General features: G+C 73.3%; 15 protein-coding genes. All 15 read left to right on the forward strand.

Translation table 11 applies throughout. The features are described 5' to 3' along the window. The first annotated feature begins 15 nt into the window (after window positions 1-15). The 15 genes from ABZ876_RS06115 to ABZ876_RS06185 all read left to right on the forward strand — a co-directional run bounded on the left by ABZ876_RS06115 (window position 16) and on the right by ABZ876_RS06185 (window position 15,339). A complete protein-coding gene (locus tag ABZ876_RS06115; protein ID WP_361774954.1) occupies window positions 16-873 on the forward strand; it encodes an SRPBCC family protein in 858 nt (285 codons plus the stop codon). Between the two features lie 60 nt (window positions 874-933). Beyond that, window positions 934-1,722: an aldose 1-epimerase gene (locus ABZ876_RS06120; protein WP_361774957.1), complete on the forward strand. Its 789-nt coding sequence runs from the start codon at window positions 934-936 to the stop codon at window positions 1,720-1,722. A 10-nt stretch (window positions 1,723-1,732) separates the two neighbouring features. Further along, the gene (gene pyrE / locus ABZ876_RS06125) at window positions 1,733-2,281 is read left to right on the forward strand and encodes an orotate phosphoribosyltransferase (protein ID WP_361774960.1); all 549 of its coding nucleotides are present in this window, start codon (window positions 1,733-1,735) and stop codon (window positions 2,279-2,281) included. A 140-nt stretch (window positions 2,282-2,421) separates the two neighbouring features. Beyond that, entirely contained in the window at window positions 2,422-3,453 is a 1,032-nt protein-coding gene (gene fbaA, locus ABZ876_RS06130) for a class II fructose-bisphosphate aldolase (RefSeq protein WP_361774963.1), read from the forward strand. 98 nt (window positions 3,454-3,551) lie between these two features. Further along, on the forward strand, window positions 3,552-5,060 hold the full coding sequence (locus tag ABZ876_RS06135; protein ID WP_361774966.1) for an MFS transporter: 1,509 nt from the start codon (window positions 3,552-3,554) through the stop codon (window positions 5,058-5,060). Between the two features lie 55 nt (window positions 5,061-5,115). After that, window positions 5,116-5,529, forward strand: coding sequence for a DUF3151 domain-containing protein (locus ABZ876_RS06140; RefSeq protein WP_361774969.1), 414 nt, complete (start codon window positions 5,116-5,118; stop codon window positions 5,527-5,529). Window positions 5,530-5,703: 174 nt separating this feature from the next. Then, window positions 5,704-6,552, forward strand: coding sequence for a tryptophan 2,3-dioxygenase family protein (locus tag ABZ876_RS06145; protein ID WP_361774972.1), 849 nt, complete (start codon window positions 5,704-5,706; stop codon window positions 6,550-6,552). Further along, entirely contained in the window at window positions 6,545-7,738 is a 1,194-nt protein-coding gene (kynU, locus tag ABZ876_RS06150) for a kynureninase (protein WP_361774975.1), read from the forward strand. The genes ABZ876_RS06145 and kynU overlap by 8 nt, the downstream gene beginning before the upstream one ends. A gap of 189 nt (window positions 7,739-7,927) precedes the next feature. After that, a complete protein-coding gene (locus ABZ876_RS06155; RefSeq protein WP_361774978.1) occupies window positions 7,928-8,872 on the forward strand; it encodes an alpha/beta hydrolase in 945 nt (314 codons plus the stop codon). A gap of 148 nt (window positions 8,873-9,020) precedes the next feature. Beyond that, window positions 9,021-9,989 carry an alpha/beta hydrolase gene (locus ABZ876_RS06160; protein ID WP_361774981.1) on the forward strand — a complete coding sequence of 323 codons (969 nt, stop codon included), beginning with the start codon at window positions 9,021-9,023 and terminating at the stop codon, window positions 9,987-9,989. Then, window positions 9,982-11,193 (forward strand): acyltransferase, encoded by a 1,212-nt coding sequence (locus ABZ876_RS06165; protein WP_361774984.1) that lies wholly within the window; start codon window positions 9,982-9,984, stop codon window positions 11,191-11,193. The genes ABZ876_RS06160 and ABZ876_RS06165 overlap by 8 nt, the downstream gene beginning before the upstream one ends. After that, entirely contained in the window at window positions 11,193-12,527 is a 1,335-nt protein-coding gene (locus ABZ876_RS06170; RefSeq protein ID WP_361774987.1) for a sensor histidine kinase, read from the forward strand. Before ABZ876_RS06165 ends, ABZ876_RS06170 begins: the two co-directional genes overlap by 1 nt. Then, a complete protein-coding gene (locus ABZ876_RS06175; RefSeq protein WP_361774990.1) occupies window positions 12,524-13,198 on the forward strand; it encodes a response regulator transcription factor in 675 nt (224 codons plus the stop codon). Before ABZ876_RS06170 ends, ABZ876_RS06175 begins: the two co-directional genes overlap by 4 nt. A gap of 123 nt (window positions 13,199-13,321) precedes the next feature. Beyond that, window positions 13,322-14,668, forward strand: a complete 1,347-nt coding sequence (locus tag ABZ876_RS06180; protein WP_361774993.1) for a histidine kinase — start codon at window positions 13,322-13,324, stop codon at window positions 14,666-14,668. Next, window positions 14,665-15,339: a response regulator transcription factor gene (locus ABZ876_RS06185; RefSeq protein ID WP_361774996.1), complete on the forward strand. Its 675-nt coding sequence runs from the start codon at window positions 14,665-14,667 to the stop codon at window positions 15,337-15,339. The genes ABZ876_RS06180 and ABZ876_RS06185 overlap by 4 nt, the downstream gene beginning before the upstream one ends. Window positions 15,340-15,341 lie beyond the last annotated feature (2 nt).

The following is a 15,341-nucleotide window of genomic DNA, read 5'->3' on the forward strand; positions in this document are numbered from 1 at the left end:
GTAGGCTCGGCAGACATGGAGCATGAGGTGTTCGTTCCGGTTCCCGCCGATCGGCTCGGCCGGGCGCTGGCCGACCCCGCACGGGTGGCCCGTGCGATCCCCGGCCTGCAACAGGACGCCGGTACGGAGCCGGTGGCCGGCCGTCTGAAGGTGCGGATCGGCGGCCACACGATCACCTATCGCGGCACCCTGCGGATCGCGGGGCAGGACGACGGCTCGTATCTGGTGGAGGGCGAGGCCGCGGAGGCCCGCGGCAACGGCGCGGTGAAGCTGTCCCTGTCCGTGCGCCTGCGCCCGGCCGAAGGGGGCACCACGGTCGCGTTCACGGGAACGGCCACGGGGGACGGGCGGATCACCGAACTGCCCGCGGACGCGGTGGCGTCGGCCGGGGCGCGGCTGCTCGTAAGGTGCGCGGAGAACCTGGGGGCGGCCGAGCCGACCGGCGGCGAGGGGGCGGAGAGCACCGCGGAGACCCTGGCCGAGGCCGCCTCCGCGGGGCCCGGCACGGAGGTGTTCGAGGAGACGGCCGAGGAGACGGCCGACGGCGCCGCCCCGGAAGCGGTGGCGGAGCCCACGGTTCCCCCGCTCTTCGACGCCGAGATCCCCCCGTCGTCCCTCGACCCTTTCGCGGACGACGAGGAGGGCTTCGCGGGCGACGACGAGCCTCCCGCCGAGGCGGCACACGCCCGGCGCACGATGATCGGCCGCAGCGCCGAGGAGGTCGACCACGCGCCCCCGCGCGGCCGCTACGCGCCCGTTCCGGCCCCGGAGACCGTGACGACCACCGCCACCCTCCGCTGGGCCGCCCCGGCGGCAGCCGTGCTCATCGCCTCCGCCATCGTGGCGGGCCGTCTTCTGCGCCGCCGCCGCTGACCCCGGTCCGGCCGCGTCCGTGAGCAATGCCCTCTTGATCGGGGAAGTAGGGTCGCCCTCGTGAGTAACGACGAGATCACGTTGGCCGCGGGAGACGCGGAAGTCGTGCTGGCGCCGGCGAACGGCGGGCGGGTGCGGAGCCTGCGCGTCGGCGGTGCGGAGCTGCTGCGGCAGGGCGAGCGGTACGGGTGCTTCCCGATGGTCCCCTGGTGCGGACGGATCCGGGACGGCATGTTCCGCGACGGCGGCACGGTCCACCGGATGCCCCTGAACGCCCCGCCGCACGCCATTCACGGCACCGCCCGGGACGGCGCCTGGCGGGTGGCCCGCGCCGAGCCGGCCGAGGCCGTCCTCACCTACGACCTGGTCGCTCCCTGGCCCTCTCCCGGCCGGGTCACCCAGATCGCCTCGCTCACCGGTGACTCCCTCACGCTCACCATGTCGGTGGAGACGTACGAATCCTCCTTCCCGGCCCAGGTCGGCTGGCACCCGTGGTTCAACCGCAGCCTCGGCGGCGCGGACGTACGGCTCGGCTTCACCCCCGCCTGGCAGGAGGAGCGCGGCGAGGACCATCTGCCCACCGGCCACCGCATCGACCCCAAGCCCGGCCCCTGGGACGACTGCTTCGGCATGCCCGGCGGCGTCGACGTCACCCTCACCTGGCCGGGACAGCTGGAACTGCGGGTCACCAGCCGCGAGGAGTGGGCCGTGGTCTACGACGAGCAGCCGGAGGCGGTGTGCGTGGAGCCGCAGACCGGCCCGCCGAACGGCCTCAACACCCTTCCGCGCCTGGTCACGCCCATCGACCCCCTGGAGGCCGCGACGACCTGGGCCTGGCGCCGCCCTTAAGCTGGCTGGCATGAGTGACGTTCGCGGTGAGCTGTTGCAGCAGATCAAGGACAAGGCCGTGGTGCACGGCAAGGTGACCCTGTCGTCGGGCAAGGAGGCCGACTACTACGTCGACCTTCGTCGCATCACCCTCGACGGCGTCGCCGCCCCGCTGGTGGGCCAGGTCATGCTCGACCTGACCGCCGACCTGGACTACGAGGCGGTCGGCGGCCTGACCCTGGGCGCCGACCCGGTGGCCACCGCCATGCTGCACGCCTCCGCCTCGCGCGGACGGACGCTCGACGCGTTCGTCGTCCGCAAGGCCGGCAAGGCCCACGGCCTCCAGCGGCGGATCGAGGGCGCCGAGGTCGCGGGCCGCCGCGTCCTGGCCGTGGAGGACACCTCGACCACGGGTGGTTCGGTGCTGACCGCCGTCGAGGCGTTGCGGGAGGCCGGAGCCGAGGTCGTCGCGGTCGCCACGATCGTGGACCGGGCGACGGGCGCCGCCGAGAAGGTCGCCGAACAGGCAGGTGTGCCCTACCTGTTCGCGTACTCGAAGGACGACCTGGGTCTGGACTGAGACACGGGGTTATCCACAGGCTGGACGGGGTGAGCGAAGCATCCCGTCCCGTCTGGGAAGATGGGGCCGACGATGACGTCACTCCCTAGGTCAGGGCCGTAAGCACGCAGAACGCACCCGCACATACAAGGAGCGGACAGATGCCCATCGCAACCCCCGAGGTCTACAACGAGATGCTCGACCGGGCGAAGGCAGGCAAGTTCGCCTACCCGGCCATCAACGTGACGTCCTCCCAGACCCTGCACGCGGCCCTGCGCGGTTTCGCGGAGGCGGAGAGCGACGGCATCGTCCAGATCTCTACGGGAGGCGCCGAGTTCCTGGGCGGTCAGTACAAGAAGGACATGGTCACCGGCGCCGTGGCCCTGGCCGAGTTCGCGCACATCGTCGCCGAGAAGTACCCCGTCAACGTCGCGCTGCACACCGACCACTGCCCCAAGGACAAGCTGGACGGGTATGTGCGCCCGCTGCTGGCGCTCTCCGAGGAGCGGGTCAAGGCCGGCCGCAACCCGCTGTTCCAGTCGCATATGTGGGACGGCTCGGCGGAGACCCTCGCCGACAACCTGAAGATCGCGCAGGAGCTGCTCGAGCGCGCCCGCGCCGCGAAGATCATCCTCGAGGTGGAGATCACTCCGACGGGCGGTGAGGAGGACGGCGTCTCGCACGAGATCAACGACTCCCTCTACACGACGGTCGACGACGCGATCCGCACGGCCGAGGCGCTCGGCCTCGGCGAGAAGGGCCGCTACCTGCTGGCCGCGTCCTTCGGCAATGTGCACGGCGTGTACAAGCCGGGCAACGTCGTCCTGCGCCCCGAGCTGCTGAAGGAGCTGAACGACGGCGTGGCTGCCAAGTTCGGCCTGCCGGCGGGCAGCAAGCCGTTCGACTTCGTCTTCCACGGCGGTTCCGGCTCCAGCGAGCAGGAGATCCTGACGGCGCTGGAGAACGGCGTGGTCAAGATGAACATCGACACCGACACGCAGTACGCCTTCACGCGTCCGGTCGCCGACCACATGTTCAAGAACTACGACGGTGTCCTGAAGATCGACGGCGAGGTCGGCTCCAAGAAGGCCTACGACCCGCGCACCTGGGGCAAGGTGGCCGAGGCGTCGATGGCCAAGCGCGTCGTCGAGGCCTGCGGCCACCTCCGGTCGAGCGGCAACAAGATCAAGTAACCGCGGTTTCCGCCGCTTTACGACGGGCCCGGCACCGGCGCGGTGCCGGGCCCGTCGCTCCTCTGGTCCCAGGACGGCCGACGCGGGATGATCCCCCCATGGCTGTCACCGCGCGGCAGGCCCCCGCCATCCGGGTGGGCTCCCCGCAGGGCAAGTGGGTCCTTCTGACGACCGTGCTCGGCTCCAGCATGGCTCTGCTGGACTCCACCGTCGTCAATGTCGCCCTTCCCCGCATCGGCCGCGACCTCGGCGCGAGCCTCTCCGCCCTCCAGTGGACCGTCAACGCGTACCTGGTCACGCTGGCCGGTCTGATCCTCCTCGGCGGCGCCCTCGGTGACCACTTCGGCCGCCGCAAGGTCTTCGTGATCGGGGTGGTGTGGTTCGCGGCCGCCTCGCTGCTGTGCGGCCTCGCCCCCAGCCCGGGTGTCCTCATCACGGCCCGCGCCCTGCAGGGCATCGGCGGCGCCCTGCTGACACCCGGCTCCCTCGCGCTCATCCAGGCCTCGTTCCACCGGGACGACCGTGCCCGGGCGGTCGGCCTCTGGTCCGGCTTCGGCGGTATCGGCGCCGCCGTCGGCCCGTTCCTCGGCGGCTGGCTGGTGGAGGGCCCGGGCTGGCGCTGGGTCTTCCTCCTCAATGTCCCGCTGGCGCTGCTCTGCGCCCCCATCGCCCTGCGGCACGTCCCCGAGTCCGCCGACGGAGGAGGTCACGGCCGCTTCGACGTCCTCGGTGCCGCCCTCGGCGCCCTGGCCCTCGCCCTGGTGACGTACGCCCTCATCGAGGCCACCTCCGGCTCCCCGGCCGTACCCGTCACGGCGGTCGCGGGCGTGGCCGCCGGCGTCGCCTTCGTCTACGTCGAAAAGCACCGCGCCTGCCCGATGATGCCGCCCGACATCTTCGCCTCCCGCCAGTTCACGGCGGTCAACCTGGTCACCCTCTGCGTCTACGCGGCCTTCGGCGGATTCTTCTTCCTCACCGCCCTCCAGCTCCAGGTGGTGGCGGGCTACTCGCCGCTCCGGGCCGGCACGGCGCTGCTGCCCACCACCGTCCTCATGCTCCTGTTGTCGGCCCGCTCCGGGGCCCTGGCCGAGCGCATCGGACCGCGCATCCCGCTCACCGTCGGCCCGTTGCTGTGCGCGGCGGGCATGCTGCTGATGCTGCGGGTCGGCAAGAACGCCTCGTACGTCACCGACGTGCTGCCCGCCGTGCTGGTGATGGGCGCGGGGATGGTCGCCCTGGTCGCCCCGCTGACCGCGACCGTGCTCGCCTCGGTGGACACCGCCCGGGCGGGCCTGGCCAGCGGTATCAACAACGCGGCGGCCCGCGCGGCCGGACTGGTCGCCGTGGCCGCGCTGCCGCTGCTGACCGGGATGGGCCCGGAGGCGTACCGCTCGGCGGACGCGTTCGACGCCGCATTCCGTCGTGCCATGCCGCTGTGCGCGGGCGTCCTGGTGGCCGGGGCGGTGCTCGCCTTCGCGACCGTGCGCCGGCCGAGGGCGGGCTGCCCGCACCCCGAATGCCGCACACACGGCAGCCTGACGGCCCCGCCCCTGGAACCGCGGCGCGGAACCGGAACCGGGGCTGCGGGCCCCGAACGGACGCCGTGACGGTGGGCCGGGCACGACCGTTGTCGATCTGCGGAGATGCCTCACACTGGGACCCATGACCCTTCACGAGAACCTCCTCGGGGGCCCGCCCCCGACCCATCTGCCCGACGACCCGGGGCCCCGCGAACTCCTCGCGAACGGCGTGGCGCCCGCGGAGGTCGCGGCCCGGCACCCGGTCTCCTCGCTGGCCTGGGCGCAGCTGGCCGACGACGCGTTCGAGCGGGACTCGGTCGTCGAGTCGTACGCCTATGCCCGTACGGGCTACCACCGCGGCCTGGACGCCCTGCGCCGCAACGGCTGGAAGGGTCATGGACCCGTCCCCTGGGAGCACGAGCCGAACCGCGGCTTCCTGCGCGCCCTGCACGCCCTCGCCCGCGCCGCGCACGCCATCGGCGAGCAGGAGGAGTACGAGCGCTGCACGCAGTTCCTGAAGGACTCCTCGCCGACCGCGGCCCAGACGCTGGGCTAGGTCCCGTCTTCGACGCCACGGCCGGCGACGAACGAGTGGCCGAGGCCCGCCTGTGACCAGGCGGGCCTTGCGGGGCTCGGGGGCCTCGCGCAGGATGCGGAGTGGGGACCGGGGCCCCCGTGCCGGCATCGGCAGGGGCGGACCGCTACCCAGAGCACATCACAGGAGACAGCGATGTCCCACCAGGCTCATCAGTCCCACCAGACTCAGGAGCCCGAGACCCCGCATCTCGACTTCCAAGGCACGACGCCATACGAGGACTACGTCAAGGCGGACGTGCTCACCCACCTCCAGCACACCCTCTCCGACGACCCCGGAGAGATGGTCTTCCTGGTCACCACCCAGGTGATGGAGCTGTGGTTCACGGTGATCGTCCACGAGTGGGAGACCGCGGCGCGCGCCCTGCGCAGCGACCGGGTGCCGGTGGCGATCGACGCACTGAAGAGGTCCGTACGAGAGCTGCAGGCGCTGAACGAGTCCTGGCGGCCCCTCGCGCACCTGACGCCCGCCCAGTTCAACTCCTACCGCTCGGCCCTCGGCGAGGGCTCCGGCTTCCAGTCGGCGATGTACCGCCGCATGGAGTTCCTGCTCGGCGAGAAGTCCGTGTCCATGCTGGTCCCGCACCGGGGAGCGCCGCGCGCGCACGCCGAACTGGAGAAGGCGCTGTACGAGCCGAGCCTGTACGACGAGGTGCTGCGGCTCCTCGGGCGGCGGGGGCACGCGGTCCCGGACGCGGTGCTGCGCCGTGACGTCTCCCTGCGCTACGAGCCCTCGGACGAGGTGGAGGCGGTGTGGGCCGCCCTCTACTCGGGGGACCCCGCGGACGAACTCGCCCGGCTGGGCGAGGTGCTGACCGATGTGGCGGAGCTCGTGTGGCGCTGGCGCAACGACCATCTGGTCGCCACCCGGCGCGCGATGGGCGCCAAGGCCGGCACGGGCGGCTCCGCCGGTGTGGCCTGGCTGGAGAAGCGGGCGCAGAAGAACGTGTTCCCCGAGCTGTGGACGGCGCGGTCCCATGTCTGATCTGACCGAGAAGGCGAGGGAGCTGGACGCGGCGGACGACCTGGCCGCGCTGCGGGAGCAGTTCGTCCTCGACGAGGCCGTGTACCTGGACGGGAACTCGCTGGGCGCGCTGCCGGCGGCCGTGCCGGGCCGGATGGAGGACGTCGTCCGCAGACAGTGGGGAGCACTGCGGATCCGCTCCTGGGACGAGAGCGGCTGGTGGACGGCGCCGGAACGGATCGGCGACCGGATCGCCCCGCTGGTCGGAGCGGCGCCCGGGCAGATCGTGGTGGGCGACTCCACCAGCGTCAACGTCTTCAAGGCGCTGGTGGCGGCCGTGCGCATGGCCGCCCGGGACGGGGACGGCCGGGAGGAGATCCTGGTCGACGCGACGACGTTCCCGACGGACGGCTATATCGCCGCGTCGGCCGCGCGGATGACGGGGTGCACTCTGCGCCCGGTGGCCCCGGCCGAGGTACCGGGCGCCCTGTCCGGCCGTACGGCGGCGGTGCTGCTGAACCACGTCGACTACCGCACGGGCCGGCTGCACGACCTGCCCGGCCTGACGGCGGCGGTGCACGCGGCGGGCGCGGTGGCGGTGTGGGACCTGTGCCACAGCGCGGGCGCGCTGCCCGTCGGCCTGGACGCGCACGGCGTCGACCTGGCGGTCGGCTGCACCTACAAGTACCTCAACGGCGGCCCGGGAGCACCCGCGTACCTGTATGTGCGGCGGGAGGCGCAGGACCGCTTCGACTCCCCGCTGCCGGGCTGGAACTCGCATGCGGAGCCGTTCGGTATGCGCAGTGAGTACGAACCGGCGGAGGGTGCGCCGCGCGGCCGCGTCGGCACCCCGGACATCCTGTCCATGCTGGCCCTGGAGGCGGCGCTGGAGGTGTGGGACGGGGTGTCGATCGGCGCCGTGCGCGCCAAGTCCCTCGCGCTCACCGACTTCTTCCTGGAGTGCGTGGCGGCGTATGTCCCCGAAGGCCGGCTGGAGTCGCTGACTCCGGCGGCCCACGCGGAGCGCGGCAGCCAGGTCGCACTGCGCTGCGAGGGTGCCGGCGAGGTCATGAAGCGGCTGATCGCGAGCGGTGTGGTCGGCGACTTCCGTCCGCCGGACGTCCTGCGCTTCGGGTTCACACCGCTGTACGTGGGCTTCGCGGACGCGGAGCGGGCGGCGCGGGTGCTGGCGGAGGTGGTGTCCTGAGCCCCGGGTGACCACGGCGGCACGTCCGGGGCCGTCCGGCGGCCCCGGACGGGGATCCCTCCGTCCTCCTCACCGAGCGTCATCACCCGGTGCCGACGCAGGTCACCCTCCTGATAGCGTCCCCGCGAACGGCCGATCACCTTCCGGCCACCGCGTACGCATCCCGTTTCGCCGCTGAGAGGTTCGAGCATGCCGGACGACGCCCCCCGCGATCCCGCAGAGCCGGACGACGCGTCCGCCGCGGAGGAGGCGTCCGCCTTCTCGCACCCGCCGGTGGACCCCGACGCGACCGCCGTCTACGGCGACCACCCCGACCAGGTGATCGACTTCTATGCTCCCCGGCAGGCGGTTCCGGCCGGGGAGGCGGCGGGCGCCGCGGACCTCTCCCCCCTGGTCGTCGTCCTGCACGGCGGCGCGTGGCGGGCGCCGTACGATCGCCGGCACATCACCCCGTTCGCGGACTTCCTGGCCCGCCGTGGCTTCGCCGTCGCCAACGTCGAGTACCGCAGGGGTGCGCTCATCCCGTCCCAGGCCAACGGCACCGAGGGCCACGGCGGCGGTACGGAACCGGTGGCGGGCCGCTGGCCGGACACCTTCGACGACGTCGCGGCCGCGTTCGACGCGCTTCCGGCGCTCGTACGCGAGGTGCTGCCGCAGGCCGACCAGCGCCGCACGGTGATCACCGGGCACTCCGCGGGCGGCCACCTCGCGCTGTGGGCGGCGGCCCGCCATGTGCTGCCGCGGGACGCCCCCTGGCGCACGGACCGCCCGGCTCCGCTGCGCGGTGTCGTCGCGCTGGCCCCGATCGCGGACTTCCACATCGCCGGGAAGCTGGAGGTCTGCGGCGGAGCCGTGGTCCAACTCCTCGGCGGGCCGGTCCGGTTCGCCGAGCGCCGGCCGTACGCGGACCCCGCTCTGCTGCTGCCCACCGGCATCGCCACGACCCTCGTCCAGGGCCGCAGGGACGACGTGGTCCCGCAGGCGGTCGCCGAGTCGTACGCGGAGGCGGCGGCGAAGGCGGGCGAGGTCGTGGGCCTCACGCTGCTCGAGGACGTCGGCCACTTCCCGCTGATCGACCCCGCGGCGGACGCGTGCGCCGTGGTGGCGGAGGAGATCGCACAGCTGGCGTGGTAGCCGCCGGACTTCGTCCCCGTCATACCCGTCATACCTGAGAGCCAGTTCCGGGATGGGTTCTCAGGCGTGACGCCGACGACGAGTCACGCTCCGTAACTTCCCTTGCGTGGCGGCCTGATGAACGGGCCGACGGAAGGGGAGGGACGTCATGGGTTTCCGGGGCAGCGGCAGGGGCGGGTACAGAGGCCGTCTCCGGCGCGTCGTGTTCGCCGTGCTGATCACGGGGGCCCTTGTGGTGCCCCTGTCGGCCGCCGCGCGCCCCCGGATCCCGGCCCCGCCGCCGGCGAAGCTCGCCCCGCTGTCGGCGGTCACGCTGGCCGGGACGTACGAGGCGAACCGCGCCGACGCCGCCGAGGCCTCCCGCATGGCCGCGGCGCACGGCGACCGCGGGCGCGCCGCGGCCGATCGCGCCCTGGCCTCCCCGTCCCGTGACCTGCTGGCCTTCGACGGCCGGGGCCCGGGCCGCGTGACCGAGGTCTTCGGCGACCTGACCACGGCGGAGCACATCGCGGTCCTGGTCCCGGGTTCCGACACGACACTGGACACCTACGCACGCTTGCGCGCGGGGGCGCTCGCCCTGCACCGCCGCACCGGTCCGCGCGCCGCGGTCATCGCCTGGCTCGGCTACGACACGCCCCGCATGCTCGGCACCGCCGCGCTCACCGCGAGCCGGGCCGAGCGGGGCGCGCGCGGGCTGGAGCGGTTCGTGGCCGAACTCCGGGCGGCAGTGGGCCGGTCGCCGGACATCTCCCTCCTCTGCCACTCCTACGGCACCGTGGTCTGCGCCCAGGCGGCCGCCACCGCGGACGTCCGGGACATCGCCCTCGTGGGCAGCCCAGGCACGGGCGTGGACTCCGCCGCCGACCTGCACACCCGTGCCCGCGTCTGGGCGGCCCGGGGCGGTGACGACTGGATCGCGGACGTGCCCCATCTGCGCACGGACCTGTTCGGCACGGCCGTCGGCTTCGGCACCGACCCGGTGTCCCCGGCCTACGGCGCCCGTGTCTTCGCCGCGGGCGACGGCGGCCACAGCGACTACTTCGCGCCGGGCTCGGTCTCCCTGGCCAACCTCGCCCGGATCGTGCTCGGCCGGGCGTCGGAGGTGACCCATGCGTGACCGGACGGCGTGGAAGGCGCCGACCCCGAGCCGTCTGCGCACCGCCGCACACCGGGTCGCCGCCGCCACGCCCGCGGAGCGGGACCGCGCGGTCGACGCGCTGCGGGCCTTCGCGATCCTCGGTGTCGTCCTGGGCCACTGGCTCGTGACCGCCCTGGTCGCGGACGGCGGTGCCCTGCGCACCGCGAGCCCGCTGCACCTCATGCCCTGGCTCGCCCCGGTCTCCTGGGTCTTCCAGACGCTCGCCGTGTTCTTCCTGGTGGGCGGTCATGTGGCGACGAAGGGCCTGGCGTCGGCACGCGCGCGGGGTGTCCCGTACGGGCGGTGGCTGCGCGCCCGGCTGGACCGGCTGTTCAGGCCTGTCGCGGCCCTGCTGACGCTGTGGACGGTCGCGGCCTGCTCCCTGCTCGCGGCCGGCGCCGACACCGGCACCGTCCACACCCTGGTGAAGCTGGCGCTGTCACCGCTGTGGTTTCTGCTGGTCTTCGCGGCCCTGACCGCGGCGACCCCGTTGCTGAGCCGCCTCAACCCACTGTGGCCGCTGGCCGTCGTCCTCCATGTGGACCTCATACGCTTCGGACTCGGCGGCCCCGCCTGGCTCGGCTGGCTGAACCTGGCGGCGGGCTGGCTCGTGCCGTACACGCTGGGCGCGGCCTGGACGCGGGGTGAGCTGGACGGCCGCCGTGCGGGCTGGGCGCTGCTGGCGGGCGGTGCCGCCGCGACGGCGGGTCTGGTGGTGTGGGCGGGATACCCGGCGTCGATGGTCGGCGTCCCCGGCGCCCCGGTCTCCAACCTCGACCCGCCGACCCTGGCCGCGGTCACCTTCGGCCTGGCCCAGTGCGGACTGGCGCTGCTGCTGCGGGCACCGCTGCGCCGCGCGCTGCGCCGCCCGCCGGCCTGGGCGGCGGTGGCCCTGGTGAACCTCTCCGCGCTGACGATCTTCCTATGGCACCAGACGGCCCTGATGGCGACCACCGCTACGGGCCTGTTCGCGGGCCGGCTGCCGGGGCTGCACACCCTCCCCGACGGCCTGGGCTGGGTGGCCGCCCGCCTGGCCTGGCTCCCGGTCTTCGCTCTCGCCCTGACCGTGTGCGGGGCGGCCTTCCGCGCTCACGAGCAGGGCCCCGACCGGCGCCCTTCCCGGCTGGTGCGGTCCCACCGCTCCGAGGCTGCCCGCATGTCTGGTCCTGGGGTGGGGGCGTGATGCGAGGGGGGAACCGTGTCCAGCGAGGGCTGCGGGTGCTGCGTGAGGACCTGTGGACCGTGCGGGCGGATCCGCTGCCCCCCTCCGTCTGGCTGCGCTGGCTGCCGCACGGGATCGTGTGGCTGGCCGCGTTCGGCGTCCTGGTCGGCGCTGTGCCCCAGCTCCAGGAGCACGGACATGTGGCCGCCGGAGACGCCTTCCTCATCGGGCTCGGCCAGAGCGGAGCGGTGGTGCTGGCCCTGTGGCGGCCGATCCCGGCGTGGTGGCTGTCGACGGCGGCGACCGTGCTCGGGGCGGTCGCGCTGCACGGCCCGTTGGCCGCCGGACAGGCGGACGACTTCACCTGGCCGTGGACCTCGGCGGGGATCGTCGCCCATCTGTTCGTGCTGCTGCTGCTCGCCCTGAGGGTCCGCACCCGCGTCGCCGCGGAGGCGCTGGTCCTGACCGGGCTGGTCACCTACGTTCTCCAGGGCCAGTGGGGCGCTGCGAACCACCAGTCCACCGGCGTGGTCACGATGGCCCTGTCCACGGTCGTGGTGGTGCTGGGCACCGCCCTGCGCGGCCGGCGTGAGGCCCGCGCGGAGCTGGTGCAGCAGACGACGCTCACCGCGGAGGAGCGGGCCCGCCGCACACTGCTGGAGGAGCGCAGCCGTATCGCCCGCGAACTGCACGACGTGGTCGCCCACCACATGTCGGTCATCTCCATCCAGGCACAGGTCGCCCCGCATCTCGTCACGGACCCCTCCGACGAGCTGAAGGAGCACCTGGACGGCATCCGCAAGAACGCCCTGGAGGCCCTGACCGAACTGCGCCGCGTCCTCGGCGTCCTGCGTTCGGAGGACCCCGCCGACCCCTACGGCATAGGCAGCGGCACCGGCGCCGCCCCCGACTCCCCGCAACCCACCCTCGACCGGCTCGCCTCCCTGGTGGAGAACACCCGCGCCGCGGGACTCGACGTGCTGACGGAGATCACCGGGGAGGCGCGCCCGTTGTCGCCAGGCGTGGAGCTGTCCGCGTACCGGATCGTCCAGGAGGCCCTCAGCAACGCCCTGCGGCACGCCCCCGGCGCCACCGTCCGCGTCGAACTGGCCTATGCACCACAGGGGTTGCGGGTCCGCGTCGTCAACTCCCGGCCCACCCGGCCGGCCCCGCCGTCTCCCGGTGCGGGCCACGGACTGCTCGGCATGCGGGAACGAGCCGTGATGCTCGGCGGCACCCTCGTCACGTCCGAGACCTCGACCGGCGGGTTCGACGTGGCGTGCTTTCTGCCCAGCCCCAAGGATCCCCGGCCGGACGGCGAATCCCCCGGCCCGACAGGAGAAGAGGACCGATGACGAGCAGCACCATCCGCGTACTGATCGCCGACGACCAGACGGTGGTGCGGCAGGGCTTCACCGTGCTGCTCAACGCGCAGCCCGACATCGAGGTCGTCGGGCAGGCCGTCCACGGCAGGGACGCGATAGCGAAGGCCGCCGAACTCGCCCCGGACGTCGTGCTGATGGACATCCGCATGCCGGAGCTGGGCGGCATCGAGGCGACCCGCAGCATCACCGAGGACACCCCTCATCCCAAGATCCTGGTGCTCACCACCTTCGACCTCGACGAGTACGTGTACGACGCGCTGCGCGCCGGGGCCTCCGGCTTCCTGCTGAAGGACGCCTCCGCCGACCAGCTCGCCGAGGCGGTACGCGTGGTGGCCGCGGGCGACGCGCTGCTCGCGCCCGGGATCACCCGGCGTCTTATCGCCCAGTTCTCCCGCCTCGACGGCGCACCCCGGGCGCCGCTGAAGGACCGTGTCGGCGATCTCACCGAGCGGGAGACGGAGGTCCTCGCCCTCATCGCCCAGGGCCTGTCGAACGCGGAGATCGCCGGACGCCTCGTCGTGGCCGAGCAGACCGTGAAGACCCATGTGGGCCGCATCCTGGTGAAGCTGGGGCTGCGGGACCGGACCCAGGCGGCGGTGTTCGCCTACGAGTCGGGGCTGGTCCGGCCGTCGGGATACTGATGGGGCCCGTTGGACGGGAACCGGTCCTGTCCGCGGCCCCGGCCCGTAGTACTCGAGACGGATCCCCGAAGACCCCTCTCACCGGTGACGACCGCCCCCCGCTTCCGGGCCTACCTTCTTCACGTGACCGAGACGACCCAGACGCAGACGACGCCGGACGACGCGTTCCGCCCCTACACGCCGCGCAGCCCCGAGTACCGGGCGGCCGTGCAGGCCCTGCGCGGGCTGCGCCAGGACCTGTTCCACGACGCGTTCGCCTACCGCCCGCTGCCCCCGAGGAGCGTCGAGGGCGCGCAGGGCAGGCGGCTGTCCGGCCGCCTGCGGGGATACGCGGCCTGGAGCCGGCACATCGTGGTGGCCGGGGCCGGACTGGCCGCGATGCTGGCCGGGTTCTCGGCCGACGAGGTGGGCGTGGCCTGGCCACTGTGCGGTCTGTTCGCTCTGGTGCCCGTGCTGCTGACTCTGGTCCGCCCGGTCGGGGCGTTCTGGCTGTCCCTGGCGGCGACCGCGGCCTCGGCCGTCGTGGGAGCCTCCTGGAGCGCCTGGCCGTGGTCGCCGGGCAGCTTCCTCTCCCATCTGACGGTGCTGACGGTGGTGGCGATACGCACCCGGCCGCGCACGGCGGCATGGATGTGGGCGGGCACCGCCGCCTACGCCTTCGTCGCCGACGCCGTGTCCGGCTGGAACCACTACGGCGGCGACACCCCGGCCATGCTGGTCGTCTCCGCCCTCGCCCTGCTGGCCGTCACCGTCTGGCACACCCGCCGGGACGCCGAGCAGGAGGTGACCGCACAGCAGACCGAGACCGCGCACGAGCGCTCCCGCCGCACCCTGCTGGAGGAGCGCACGACGATCGCCCGCGAGCTGCACGACGTGGTCGCCCACCATATGTCGGTTGTCGCCATCCAGGCGGAGGCCGCGCCCTACCGGGTCGAGAACCCGCCGCCGGAGCTGGAGAAGGCCTTCGCCACCATCCGGGAGAACGCGGTGGCGGCCCTCACCGAACTGCGCCGTGTGCTGGGCGTCGTGCGGGCGGAGGACTACGAGGCCCCGGACGCCCCGCAACCCACTCTGGCCGATCTGGACCCCCTGCTGGCGAACGTGCGGGAGGCCGGCCTGACCGTGGAGAAGGTGATCACCGGGGCGGTGCGGGAGCTCCCGCAGGGCGTCGAGCTGTCGGCGTACCGCATCGTCCAGGAGGCCCTCAGCAACACCCTGCGGCACGCGCCGGGCGCCGCCGCCCGCGTGGAGCTCGGCTATGTGCTCGGCGGGCTGGGCCTGCGTGTGGTGAACGGCCCGGCGGCGCACATCGCGCTGAAGAAGTCGGCGCACGGCGCCGGGCACGGCATCACGGGCATGCGTGAGCGGGTCACGATGCTGAACGGCGAGATGACGGCGGGCCAGACGGACGAGGGAGGGTACGAGGTGACGGTGTTCCTGCCGGTGACCACGGCGGAGGGCGCCGCGTGACCAGAGGCACCATCCGGGTACTGATCGCCGACGACCAGATGATGGTCCGGGAGGGCTTCTCGGTGCTGCTCGGGGCGATGCCGGACATCGAGGTCGTCGGGGAGGCGGTCAACGGCCGGGAGGCGGTCGAGCGGGTCCGTGAACTGGCCCCGGACGTCGTGCTGATGGACATCCGGATGCCGGAGCTGAACGGCATCGAGGCGACCCGGCGGATCGTCGCCGCGGACGGCTCGGCGAAGGTGCTGGTGCTGACGACGTTCGACCTGGACGAGTACGTGTACCAGGCGCTGCGGGCGGGAGCCTCCGGCTTCCTGCTGAAGGACGCGTCGGCGCGCCAGCTCGCCGACGGGGTCCGGGTGGTGGCCTCCGGTGAGGCCCTGCTGGCGCCCTCGGTGACCAAGCGGCTGATCGCGGAGTTCTCGAAGCTGCCCGAGAGACCGCGTCCGGCGACCACCGCGCAGGCGGCGTACGGGGACCTGACCGACCGGGAGACGGAGGTGCTGGTGCTGATCGCGCAGGGACTGTCGAACGCGGAGATCGCCGAGCGCCTGGTGGTCGCGGAGTCGACGGTCAAGACCCATGTGAGCCGCATCCTCGTGAAGCTGGGCCTGCGGGACCGCACCCAGGCGGCGGTGTTCGCCTACGAGGCGAGACTGGTGACCCCGGGGTGACC

Origin of the sequence: Streptomyces sp. NPDC046931 (assembly GCF_040644655.1) — a bacterium.
In the GTDB taxonomy this organism is placed as follows: domain Bacteria; phylum Actinomycetota; class Actinomycetes; order Streptomycetales; family Streptomycetaceae; genus Streptomyces.